Source organism: Paenibacillus sp. 01L418, assembly GCF_056400045.1.
On sequence record NZ_JBFTSN010000065.1, the window covers coordinates 1 to 12,093 of the forward strand.

Here is a 12,093-nt window from a genome sequence, read left to right on the forward strand (position 1 = left end):
CTATAGGCTTGAGTCGACTCATTAAAGATATAACTTCAAGTGAAGCATCTTATGTACTGCTGCTGGAGGTGCAAGCCTCGACGCTTGCGAAACGCTTCGAAGAAGTTAACCTTGGTGAAGGAAGCCAGCTTTCAATCGTGAATGCAAACGGTGAATATATTACAAATAATGATCCAGAATTGGTAGGCAAGCCAGCGAGTATTACATTCCCAACCGAAGGCGATAAAGCGCTTGAGGATTCGTCGAAAATGAAAACGACAAACGGTGCTGAGGTTTTGGCTACATACAAAACATTCGAAACGATGAACTGGAAGCTGCTAGGCACGGTACCGGTAAAAGAACTAGTAAAAGATGCTAAAGCGATTCAAAATTTGACATGGATTACGGTAGTTATCGCAGCACTTATTGCAATTGCAATCGGTATTCTCGTAATTATGACGATTGCACAGCCACTGGTTAAGCTTCGCAACCTAATGACTGAAGGAGCAAGCGGCAACCTGACCGTACGATCTGTCATGAAAAAACGCCAAGATGAAATTGGTGAGCTAAGCGACAGCTTTAATCTTATGATGACACAAATAACTGCTCTTGCAGTACAGACGACAAGATCAGCTGAGGATGTACTGGTTACAGCTACTGAGCTCGGAGATGCTTCTCGGAAAACAGCTATTTCTGCTAAGGAGATTGCAGTCGCAACAGAGGAGATCGCGGGAGGAGCAACAAGCTTGGCTGTTGAAGCGGAGCGAGGTTCTGACCTTACAGGAAACATCGATGTTCAAATGAAAAAAGTTATTGCAGCCAACGAACAAATGGTGAACTCTGCGCAAGCCGTTGAGAAGGCAAGTGAGCAAGGAACAAACTATATGGGCGTACTTATTCAAAAAACGAGCATGACAGAAGAAATGACCCGTTCTATGGTAGAGAAGGTTGATGCTTTGAAGGAAAGCACGGGCTCAATCGTAAAAATCCTAGACGTGCTCAACAGCTTAACGAAGCAAACGAACATCTTGTCATTGAATGCGACGATTGAAGCTGCTCGCGCTGGCGCAGCAGGAAAAGGCTKTATGGTCGKTGCCGATGAAATTCGCAAGCTGGCGGATCAAAGCCGCCAATCCATTGACGTTGTTGGTCAAATCACGGAGAAAATTAGAGGCGAGATTGACGAGACCGTTCATGTTTTGTCCGATGCTTATCCGTTATTCCAAGAGCAAATCGGTTCTGTAAAAGAAGCGAATCAAATTTTCTTAACCGTTTCTGGCCAAATGGGAGAACTAGTTAAGAAGCTGGATCTTGTTACGGATTCAATCGGGCAATTGGATGAATCGCAAGTCGTATTAGGCGAAGCGATGACTAACGTGAGTGCAGTAGCTGAAGAATCTTCCGCTACATCAGAAGAAGTCGCATCACTTAGCACAGAACAGTTAAGCATTAGCGACGGTATGGTGCGCTTGTCGGAGAAGCTGGATACGGTGTCTCGTGAGCTCAAGGATTCACTTTCTAAATTTAAAATTAATTAGCAATCACGGTATCCTATTAAATTGATAATTTTGAAGGAAGAGCTATTCAGGCAGTTAATGCTGAACAGCTCTTTTTTTGTTGTAGAAAATAGAATGGATGTTTGAAGGAGAGCCGCGGAAGGAGATAATGAACGTATAACAACGATTCCAGCGCTCATTAAACATTAGGCAGCATTAAAAAGGAGCTTTCGCAGGATGAGAACAGGACATGATTAAACGAATAACTATGGCTGCTTGTTTCATTAGTTTAATAATGATGTTTTATATTGGCCGCTTAGCTTGGATTCAATTGATCCCTGGAAGCTCTTCTTCAGCGGTCCTTTCTCCACTGGCAAACCGGGGAGGATGGCAACGGCTGTCAGTTCAGCAGCGTCAACGAAACTTGGTGCTGGACACAGGCAGAGGTGACTTTTATGATCGCTATGGAAAACCGATAACAGGTGAAACTTACTCGGCCGTTGCCTTATTTCCCGTACGGGCAGAGCTACGTGGTCAAGAAAAGAGTTTAGCTGAGCTTAGCCGCTTACTAGGCGTAACCACGGAGCAGCTGCAGCAGAAATGGGATGCTGTGCGAGAGCCTGTGTTTTGGAAGGCTGATGGGATGCAAGCGCCTTTGCGACTGACAAATGATCAAATTACCCGCCTAAAAAAACTTGAGCTAAACGGTATACGTGTGCTTCCTTATCGCAATCGCTATTTGCCGGATTTTGATGCGAAGCATCTGATTGGCTTTACAAGCCAGCATCCTGAGTGGCTGCAGACTAACCATGCGGAAGATCTCGTAAGTGGCAAAAGAAAGCTAGTAGATCAGGTTGGCGGGTCGGGTCTTGAGAAATCGCTGGACAAGCTGCTGCATGGAGTAGGGGCTACTTCTGTTTCCTACTTCCTGGATGGACGTAATGCTCCTATGCACGGCCTTGATATGCGGATTACGCAGCCTGGCAATCGATATTATCCTCTTAAAGCGATGACGACGATTGATTTGCAGCTGCAAAACGAAATCGAAGCGTATGTGGATGCACAAGGCTTGCAAGAGGGAGCAATCGTTGTGCTGGATGCGAGCAATGCGGATATTGTAGCGATGGTATCACGGCCGCAATTGAAGCCAGGACAGTTCCAAAGCTCCGACGGCAGCGAGTGGGCTAATCATGCAATCAAGGCAGTCGCTCCCGGCTCTGTGTTCAAGCTTGTTGCGGAAGCAGCTGCGCTGGAAGCGGGTGTAGTGAATCAGCATGAAACGTTTTTTTGCAATGGTGAATACGGCAAATATGGCTTATCCTGCTGGAAGGAAGGTGGACACGGCCGCTTGACACTCCAAGAGGGCTTGGCGCAATCATGCAATATTGTGTTTGCAACGCTGGCTGAGCGGCTTGAAGCTAGGCAGTTGAAGCGGACCGCGGGTTTGCTCGGGATAGGGCAGCAAGCGGGCTGGCATCGCGATGAAGCTTTTGGCCCCTTTACATCGCCTCTGAGACTGCTTGAGGAGGAAGATCGCGGACAGCTGTTTGCAGCCGTTAAGAGTAAGCTCGCTTGGAATAACGGCGTTGAGATGGGTGAGAATGAGCACGAGAGTGAACATGAGATTGGGAATGGGCATGTGAATGAGAATGAGAATGGCAGTGGCAATGACAATGAGAATGGAAATGGCAACGGTAATGGCAGTATTAATGGCAGTGGCAAGGGTAATGGCAGTGGTAATGGCAAGCGTAATGAGAAGCGGAGCGGGAAGTTTGACGCGGCGCAGCAAGCGCGGGAAGAAGCAGCCATGCTGGATGGCGTCGATGGCGGCGTGCTCGCGCAAAGCGCGCTTGGGCAGCGTGATGTAAGGATGTCGCCGCTGCAAGCGGCAAATCTGATTGTAACGCTGCTGAATGAGGGGCGCGTAATGGAGCCGCGCCTAGTGAGTGAAATCCGCTATGCCAACGGCCAGCGGATGGTGAAGCTGCCCGCGCAGCGCGCGCAAGCGATCCGTGGCCGGATTAAACCGGCCACGGCGCATGCGCTGCTGCGCGGCATGCAGGCGGTCGTCGACCATGGAACCGGTCGATCGATCCGCCAAGGGCTGTGGGCGATTGCCGGCAAATCCGGCACCGCCGAAACGACTCAGGCCGGAATCGCCCGCAACCACCAGTGGTTTGCGGGCTACGGCCCGGTCAAAGCTCCACGATACGCGGTAGCCGTCCTCGTGGAGAACAAGCCGCCTGGAAGCTCGCACCAGGCGACTAAGCTCTTTCGCGGCGTCATGGATATCGCCGCACGCCATTCCAAATAAAATGAGCCACCCCATTGCAGACGAATCAACGTTCGTTTGCAATGGGGTGGCTCTGTTTTATTTGCGTATTATTGTTCCTTGATGTCCTTGTTATTTATTTTCACCGATATACTATCAGCGTCGTCCGGCTTGTCCGGAGGGTTGTCGTATTCCCCCTGCGGAGCATGAATCCAGCGGTGGAGATACCCTTGATCATACAGCGCTTTGATTAAGATCATAAGAATAGGTGATAATATGACACCTGCGACGCCAAAAAGCGATAAGGATACAATCATGAAAGCGAGCATTGTAAAGGCGGATACGCCTAAGGAGTCGCCTGTAATTTTTGGTTCAAGAATTTGGCGTGTAAGCACAACTGCGAGAAAGAGGACGGACAGCCAAATGGCAAGCGAGACTTTGCCGACAATAATTAAGTAAATAATCCATGGGATAAAAATAGTGCCTACGCCTAGCAGCGGCAAAATGTCGAAGATAGCGGATACGACTGCTATGACAAAAGCATTTTCTACGCGCAGCAGAAGGAGCGCGATCAAAATAACGACAAAGGTGATACTAATCATCTTGGCTTGCGCTTTAATATATAACGCGATTCCTTTAAATACATTGTTTCTAAGGAAGAAAAATGCCGTTTTGAAGGTGTTTGGCGTTTTGTCCTCGGCCGTCTTTTTCCAAGTCGTAATTTCGATGCTTAAGAAATAAGCTAATATAATCCCGACTACAAAATTAAAGATGAAAGTTGAGAAGGATGTGACGTACCCGATGATGCTAAGCAGTACAGTCTTTCCAAACAATGCCAAGGTTGAAGAAGCACCTTCAATGAGGTCTTTGGAGCGCTGAACCAAATCCAAATCTGCGGGCAGATTCCCAAATCTGGTTTGCACCTCTTCTGTCAGATTAGCGATTTGAACAGCGAGCATTTCTTGATATTTCGGGAAGTTGTTAACGAGCTCAGTTCCTTGCTTCGTAATTAGATAAGCAGCGCCTGAGAAGGCGGTAAGTAAAATTAAAGTGAATAGCAGAATCGAAATGCCGGAAGCGATCGATTTTTTCATGCCAAGCTTATTTAGACGCCTTGCCAGCGGCTCGATACATAAGAAAATGAGAAAGGATAAAAATATAGGCGTTGCGATTCGGTACAAATAGCTGAATGAAAACATAATTAAATAGACAGTTAGTGCAATGAGTGCGATGTCAAAGGCGGTTCGCCAATACTTTTTGTAAAAGGGCAGCATAATGTTTCTCCTTCTTTTTCCATATTCATATTTCCATAAAGATTGTACTATAGTTTTTAAAAAGATGCCTATTTTTAATTGCGTTATGCTACAATTAATACTACTGTTGTTGTTTTGTACCGCTATTTATTCGTCGACTAAATCATATAACGGTGGGGAAAACAAAATGGAAAATTTGCTGTTATGGGGATTATACGTAGCATCCTTCTATGCGTTTCTTCCTGGCCTCATTAGCCGTACTTTTGGCTTTCGTGTTTTTAAGAAGGGCCGTGTGGGAAACGAAATATCTTTAACGTTCGATGATGGGCCAGATGAGATTTATACGCCGCAATTGCTCGATCTTCTTGCCCGCTACAATGCGAAGGCAACCTTTTTTGTTGTCGGCTCACATGCTGAGGGACAAGAAGAGCTGCTGAAGCGGATGAAGGATGAGGGTCACAATATTGGTGTCCATAATTACGTTCACAAATCGAACTGGTTAATGCGTCCGAGGACGGTTAAGCGCCAAATCGATCGTACGCTTGACATTATTGAGCAAGCTACAGGATTGCGATCGACTTATTATCGCCCGCCATGGGGAATCGTAAATGTATTCGATTATGCGAACTTAGGCCATTTGCAAATTATTTTGTGGTCGGCAATGTTCGGTGATTGGCGGATTCGTTTAGGGTCAGAACGATTGAAAAACCGGATGATGAAAAAGCTTCGGCCAGGTGAAGTCATTCTGCTGCATGATTGTGGCATGACCTTTGGGGCGGACAAGGATGCACCGAGAAATATGCTTACGGCACTTGAGGCTTACTTAGAAGAAGGTACGAAGCAAGGTTTCCGCTTTGTTGGCATTGAAGAAATGATGAAGCGATCTGAAGCAGCGCGTGCTGCTCATACATCACTCTTGAAGAAATCGATGATATCGCTTTGGCTGACATGGGAGCGTCTGTTTCACGTCGTATTCCGTCTGAAGACCGTAGGAGATGTGAAGGATGCAGCGTTTCATTACCGGGTGACCACATACACTGGCCAGGACATTGAATTAGCAGAGGGAGGACGCGTCTCAAAGGGAGACCGTATTGCAGAACTGCATTTTGACAACAAGAAATTGTCGATGATTGCAGCAACCTCAAAATCCCCTGTAGCTACAGGTATTCGCATGCTGCGTGAAGTGGAGCAAGCTCTTCCGCTGCTCGCAAATCAGCTTGCTGAAGATACAGATGCGAATGACATCAAAGCGGTATATGGGGTTACAATGATCCATCGCGGGGCTGATCGATTAGGATTTGAAATATTTCAGCTGCCTGAGGGCTGGTTTGCCAGATCATCGCGTGTGTACTTGCGTGTATTGATTAAAGTATTAACGAACACGAAGCAGACTTCTCAGAGCAAGAAGAAAAGAGAACTGATCTCGCCGCGTATGCTGTTAATGCCCGTCGCAACGATTAGGTCCTATGCAACGGCACAGCTGAACATGATTCAAGATATAAGCCAGACAGTAGAGAGAACTTTAAACGCAGCAGCCGACGAAGCTGCGCAGTTAGGTACAAAAACAACAGCGATTTAATGTTGAGATATAAAAGACATTTATCCAAATGAATGTTAAATAAATAAAGGAGTGCAGGCTGTTTCCAGCCTGCACTCCTTTTGTTTTAATATAAGGAAGGAAATCACTTCCTCTAACTTACCTTATATTTTTTGCTCAAAGCTTCTTCAGCATCCAGAGGATGCTGAAGGCGATAACTACATTTTCATTACGCCGCCCGTGCTGGCAGATGTAACAAGGTGAGCGTAGCGAGCCAAGTAGCCGCGCTTAATTTTCAGCTCGAAGCCTTTCCATTCGGAACGGCGTTTCTCGAACTCTTCGTCGCTAATAAGAAGATCCATCGTACGGTTGTTCATGTCGATCTCGATGATATCGCCGTCTTGTACGAAAGCGATAGGGCCGCCTTCAGCTGCTTCAGGAGAAGCGTGGCCGATGCTGATGCCGCGAGATGCGCCGGAGAAACGTCCGTCTGTAATGAGGGCAACCTTAGCGCCGAGTCCCATACCTACGATTTGCGAAGTTGGTGCAAGCATTTCTGGCATACCAGGGCCGCCGCGTGGTCCTTCGTAACGAATGACTACGACATGACCTTCTTTGATTTTTCCGTTAGCGATGCCGTGAAGCGCTTCGTCTTGGGAATCGAAACAGATAGCAGGACCTTTGTGGTAGCCGCCAACGGACTTGTCAACTGCACCTGTTTTGATAATAGCGCCGTGTGGAGCCAGATTACCAAATAGTACAGCCAAACCGCCGCGTTCTGTATGCGGGTTGTCGATGGTATGAATAACATCGGTGTCTTGAATTTCACAGCCAATAACATTTTCACGCAGCGTTTTGCCAGTAACGGTGATGCAGTCACCATGCAATGCGCCTTCTTTCTTGAATAGCTCATTAAGGACAGCACTTACGCCGCCTGCATTATGCACATCTTCAATGTGATAATCGGATGCAGGAGCGATTTTTGCCAAATGCGGTACGCGTTCAGCTACTTCGTTAATACGCTCAATTGGGTACTCGATTCCAGCTTCATGCGCGATTGCTAGCGTGTGAAGAACTGTGTTTGTTGAGCCGCCCATTGCCATATCTAGAGCAAATGCATTGTCGATTGTATCTTTTGTAACAATGTCGCGAGGTTTGATGCCTAGCTCGATGATTTTCATCAATTGGCGAGCAGCGTCTTTAACGAACTCTTTGCGTTCTGGAGAAACAGCAAGAATCGTGCCGTTACCAGGCATTGCAAGTCCCATGCCTTCTGCCAAGCAGTTCATGGAGTTTGCCGTAAACATACCGGAGCAAGAGCCGCAAGTCGGACAACCGAATTGTTCAAGCTCCATCAGTTGATCGTCATTGATTTTACCAGCTTGGTGAGCGCCTACGCCTTCAAATACGCTGGAGAGTGAAATCGAACGACCATCGGATGTTTTACCGGCTTTCATAGGTCCGCCGCTTACAAGCATAGTCGGGATATTGACGCGAAGTGCGCCCATGATCATGCCCGGTGTAATTTTGTCACAGTTCGGAATACAAACCATACCGTCAAACCAGTGAGCATTTACGACTGTTTCAATGGAATCGGCAATAATTTCACGGCTGGCAAGTGAATAACGCATACCGATGTGACCCATTGCAATACCATCATCAACGCCGATTGTGTTAAATTCGAAAGGAACGCCGCCAGCTTCACGGATCGCTTCTTTAACGAGCTTGCCGAACTCCTGTAGATGAACGTGACCAGGAATAATATCAATATACGAGTTGCAAACCGCGATAAACGGCTTGTCGAAATCTTCCTCTTTTACGCCTGCGGCGCGAAGCAAGCTGCGGTGCGGTGCGCGGTCGAATCCTTTTTTGATCATGTCTGAACGCATTCTTTTGGCCGCCATGTAAGTTCCCCCTATATGCTTATTAAAATATCAATACTCTCGATTTTATCACAACGGACAGGCGTTGGCTATAACGGAGGGCCGAAAGGCGTTTCGCAAATAAATGTTAAAAAAACATTAAAAATGGCTTAAACATTGTGATATTCCGTGAAACAATAGGACATGATGCAGGTTATTCATGTATAGTATGCTCATTGGTAACGATGAGAATAATTTGAAGATGAATAAGGAGGCGCTTAAAATTGGAAAGAAGAGTATTAATTGTTGATGATGAGCGGGAAATTGCCGATCTTATAGAGATCTATTTGAAAAATGAAGGGTTTATTACCGAAAAGGCGTATGACGGGGAGCAGGCGCTGCTTGCTTATGCGCGAGATCCGTTTGACTTAGTCATCTTAGACATCATGATGCCGAATATGGATGGGCTGGAAGCTACGAGGCGGCTCAGACGCGATCAATCGGTCCCTATTCTAATGCTCAGTGCAAAAGCAGAGGATATGGATAAAATTATGGGGCTGATGACCGGTGCAGACGATTATATGATCAAGCCGTTTAATCCGCTTGAACTTGTGGCTAGGGTACGCTCTTTACTGAGAAGATCCTATCAGTACAGCGGCCAAGCAAGTGCGAATAACGGGGCGCGACTAGATAAGGAACTTCGCCTTGGACCGCTGCGGATCGATAAGCTGAGCCATACGGCTGAAATAGACGGCAATCCGCTGCATCTAACTTCTACTGAGTTCGGCATTTTGCATTTGCTCGCTGGCCAGCCTGGTCGCGTGTTTAGTGCGGAGGATATTTTCCAGCAGGTGTGGAAAGAAAAATATTTTGATTCCAACAATACGGTAATGGTCCATATTAGCAAGCTCAGAGATAAGCTGGAGAAGGAGCTTGGAGATAAGATGATCATCACGGTCTGGGGGGTTGGCTATAAAATTGAAGGATAACATTGCATTAAAGCTTGTCTTCCGTTCGTTGCTGAATATCGCGATAAGCGCCGTGCTAGCGGCCTTTTCACTGTATATCCTATTAGGGTTCGGAATGTGGCTTATCGATAATGTAAGGCCAATGAGAGTTTTTTATCAATTCATTGATAGGTTTGATCGACGGCTTGTGTATGGTGCTGCGGGCATTGTAATGTCTCTTTTTTACTACATCATTCTCCAGTGGAGCTTATTTCATTATCTCGGTCAAATGAATAAGACGGTTCGCGGCATTGCTGACGGTACCTATGATATGGATTACAAAATCGAAGTGCGGAAAAGAAATATATTTGGTCCTATGGCAGCCAATATGAACAGCTTGGCAGGAAGGCTCCATCATGCGCTCGTGGAAGAGCGGAAGGCAGAGCAAACCAAAAACGAATTGATCACGAACGTTTCCCATGATTTGCGAACACCTTTAACGTCAGTGCTTGGGTATTTGGGACTTATTGAGCAGGATCGTTATCGAGACGAGGTAGAGCTGCGCCACTATGTTCAAATCGCTTATGAAAAATCGATGCGGCTGAATGTCCTCATTAATGATCTTTTTGAATATACGAGAATGAGGCATGATACGACTGCGCTTAAAGTAACGAATTTTAATTTAATCGAAATGCTCGGACAGCTGCTTGTGCAGTTTCGTTTGCCGCTGGAGGAAGCGGGAATGCAGAGCAAGCTGGTGACAGATAAAACGTCAGTCATGATCAAGGGAGATGCAGCCAAGCTTGTGCGTGTATTCGAAAACTTGATAGTGAATGCCATGAATTACGGCAGAGACGGCAAACAGGTCGTTGTGACTGTTCAGTTGGAGGGCAGTGCAGCCGTTATCGAGGTTATTAATTTTGGTGAACCGATTCCAATGATGGACATTCCTCATATTTTTGAACGATTTTATCGCGTAGACAAATCAAGAACACAGTGGTCTGGCGGTTCCGGCTTAGGGCTTGCCATTGTCAAAGGCATCGTTGAAAAGCATGAAGGTACGATTTCGGTTACGAGTGATTCGGAGCAAACGGCATTCCGTATAACATTGCCGATTATTAATTAATAATTAAGGGTTTCTTATGGTTTGTTTACGGTCTCCTTAAACTGACTCTCCTATACTTGGTTGTATAGAAGAGACAGTGAAAGGGGATCGTTTTTTATGCAGCAAGAAACGTATGGAAGAAAACGTGGAGGTACAATCTTGTGGCTTCTAACCGCAATTGGAGTGATCGTCAGTGTCTTTTACGTCATTTCATTAAAAGGCAGCCCATCTAAAGCTGATTTGCAATTGGATTCTAGCTCGGCTATTTTAATAGATCTCAATACAGGGGAAGTGCTCTACGAAAAAAATGCAAATGAAGCGCTGCCGCCTGCAAGCATGTCGAAGCTGATGACAGAGCTTATCATATTAGATCTCACAAGTGAAGGTACGCTTGATTGGAAAGAACAAGTGAAAACCAGCGCTTATGCTGCAGAGGTGCCAGGTTCCCAAATAGGCTTTGCGGCGGGGGAGACCTATACGGTTAGAGAGCTTTTTGAAGCGATGGCGATTCATTCCGCGAACGATGCGGCAGTAGCGCTTGCAGAGCATGTTAGCGGCAGTGAGGCTGCATTTGTTCAATTAATGAACAATCGGGCTGCTAAGCTGGACTTGTCCAATCAAACCGTCTTTGCGAATGCAACGGGCCTAAGCCATGAGGATCTGCTTCCGTTCGAAGCTGCTTCCTCAGACAGGGATACCATGATGTCAGCTAAGGATACAGCAGCACTAGCTGCCTATTTACTGAAGAAGTATCCTGAGGTAGTCGATGTTTCCAGCCGCAATAGCGTGAAGCTTGCGAGCACCTCGCAAAGATTGAAGACGACAAACATGATGCTAAGCGGCATGCCGTATGCATTTCCGGGCAATGACGGATTGAAAACAGGTTATACCGTGCAGGCTGGCTATTGCTTTACAGGTACTGCGAAGCAGGATGGCAAACGGCTTGTATCCGTCATTATGGGGGCGAAGACGCCAGAGCAGCGATTCACGGAAACAGGGAAGCTGTTTGAATACGGTTTTCAATTAAGCGGCTTGGAGAGCGTGATGGGGCATGTCCAAAGCAAACTAGGCTTTAAAGTAGGATAAATAAGGTAGAGTTAAATCTATTTTTCTCGAATGATGCAGAAAATAGTCGATTATTCTCATCGCAATAATTGTGTTATTGTCATGTTAAGTCTAGGACGAGCGCGAGTCGCTTTTTCTGGACTTTTTGTTTTTATGTCACAAAAACTAACATTAAATGATTTAMGAACCCGTATTTGCTGTTTATAATAAAAMTAATACAGATAAAGAGGTGAGTATATGCAATTGACCGAACGTGAAAAAGAAAAGCTGCTCATTACGATCGCTGCAGATTTGGCAAGACGACGAATGAATCGCGGCTTGAAGCTTAATTATCCTGAAAGCATAGCGTTAATCACCTCTGAAATTATGGAAGGCGCTCGTGATGGAATGACCGTTGCACAGCTAATGGCATTTGGAACAAAAATTTTGAATGCAGATCAAGTCATGACTGGCATACCGCAAATGATTCACGAGGTTCAGGTGGAAGCGACTTTCCCAGACGGAACGAAGCTTGTTACCATTCACGACCCGATAACTTGATAACGATAAGTAAAACGGCTATGGGCATCATTTCATT

Annotated in this window: 9 protein-coding genes; 7 read left to right on the plus strand and 2 right to left on the minus strand. The window is 46.2% G+C overall.

Going from position 1 to position 12,093, the window contains the following annotated elements; genetic code table 11:
- On the plus strand, positions 1-1,517 hold a 1,517-nt coding region (locus AC1DSE_RS11420; RefSeq protein WP_477527693.1), incomplete at its 5' end, for a methyl-accepting chemotaxis protein.
- Between the two features lie 208 nt (positions 1,518-1,725).
- Positions 1,726-3,789: a peptidoglycan D,D-transpeptidase FtsI family protein gene (locus AC1DSE_RS11425; RefSeq protein ID WP_477511678.1), complete on the plus strand. Its 2,064-nt coding sequence runs from the start codon at positions 1,726-1,728 to the stop codon at positions 3,787-3,789.
- 68 nt (positions 3,790-3,857) lie between these two features.
- Here AC1DSE_RS11425 and ytvI read toward each other — a convergent pair whose 3' ends face one another.
- Entirely contained in the window at positions 3,858-5,021 is a 1,164-nt protein-coding gene (ytvI, locus tag AC1DSE_RS11430) for a sporulation integral membrane protein YtvI (RefSeq protein WP_441875872.1), read from the minus strand.
- Between the two features lie 166 nt (positions 5,022-5,187).
- On the opposite strand from ytvI, the gene AC1DSE_RS11435 reads away from it, so the two are divergent.
- Positions 5,188-6,579: a polysaccharide deacetylase family protein gene (locus AC1DSE_RS11435; RefSeq protein ID WP_477511679.1), complete on the plus strand. Its 1,392-nt coding sequence runs from the start codon at positions 5,188-5,190 to the stop codon at positions 6,577-6,579.
- 176 nt (positions 6,580-6,755) lie between these two features.
- Here the strand turns inward: AC1DSE_RS11435 and ilvD are convergent, their stop codons facing one another.
- The gene (ilvD, locus tag AC1DSE_RS11440; RefSeq protein WP_076270807.1) at positions 6,756-8,441 is read right to left on the minus strand and encodes a dihydroxy-acid dehydratase; all 1,686 of its coding nucleotides are present in this window, start codon (positions 8,439-8,441) and stop codon (positions 6,756-6,758) included.
- 242 nt (positions 8,442-8,683) lie between these two features.
- On the opposite strand from ilvD, the gene AC1DSE_RS11445 reads away from it, so the two are divergent.
- The 4 genes from AC1DSE_RS11445 (at position 8,684) to AC1DSE_RS11460 (ending at position 12,056) form a co-directional block, all read left to right on the plus strand.
- Positions 8,684-9,388: a response regulator transcription factor gene (locus tag AC1DSE_RS11445; RefSeq protein ID WP_339207922.1), complete on the plus strand. Its 705-nt coding sequence runs from the start codon at positions 8,684-8,686 to the stop codon at positions 9,386-9,388.
- Positions 9,378-10,472, plus strand: a complete 1,095-nt coding sequence (locus AC1DSE_RS11450; protein WP_441875879.1) for a sensor histidine kinase — start codon at positions 9,378-9,380, stop codon at positions 10,470-10,472. Before AC1DSE_RS11445 ends, AC1DSE_RS11450 begins: the two co-directional genes overlap by 11 nt.
- Before the next feature lie 96 nt (positions 10,473-10,568).
- Positions 10,569-11,537: a D-alanyl-D-alanine carboxypeptidase family protein gene (locus AC1DSE_RS11455; protein WP_477511680.1), complete on the plus strand. Its 969-nt coding sequence runs from the start codon at positions 10,569-10,571 to the stop codon at positions 11,535-11,537.
- Positions 11,538-11,753: 216 nt separating this feature from the next.
- Entirely contained in the window at positions 11,754-12,056 is a 303-nt protein-coding gene (locus AC1DSE_RS11460; RefSeq protein WP_441875885.1) for an urease subunit gamma, read from the plus strand.
- Positions 12,057-12,093 lie beyond the last annotated feature (37 nt).

What these genes read in the sequence shown, in the direction of transcription:
- AC1DSE_RS11425 (WP_477511678.1), top strand. Translation starts at nt 1,726, where the DNA reads ATGATTAAACGAATAACTATGGCTGCTTGTTTCATTAGTTTAATAATG.
- ytvI (WP_441875872.1), bottom strand. Translation starts at nt 5,021, where the DNA reads ATGCTGCCCTTTTACAAAAAGTATTGGCGAACCGCCTTTGACATCGCA.
- AC1DSE_RS11435 (WP_477511679.1), top strand. Translation starts at nt 5,188, where the DNA reads ATGGAAAATTTGCTGTTATGGGGATTATACGTAGCATCCTTCTATGCG.
- ilvD (WP_076270807.1), bottom strand. Translation starts at nt 8,441, where the DNA reads ATGGCGGCCAAAAGAATGCGTTCAGACATGATCAAAAAAGGATTCGAC.
- AC1DSE_RS11455 (WP_477511680.1), top strand. Translation starts at nt 10,569, where the DNA reads ATGCAGCAAGAAACGTATGGAAGAAAACGTGGAGGTACAATCTTGTGG.
- AC1DSE_RS11460 (WP_441875885.1), top strand. Translation starts at nt 11,754, where the DNA reads ATGCAATTGACCGAACGTGAAAAAGAAAAGCTGCTCATTACGATCGCT.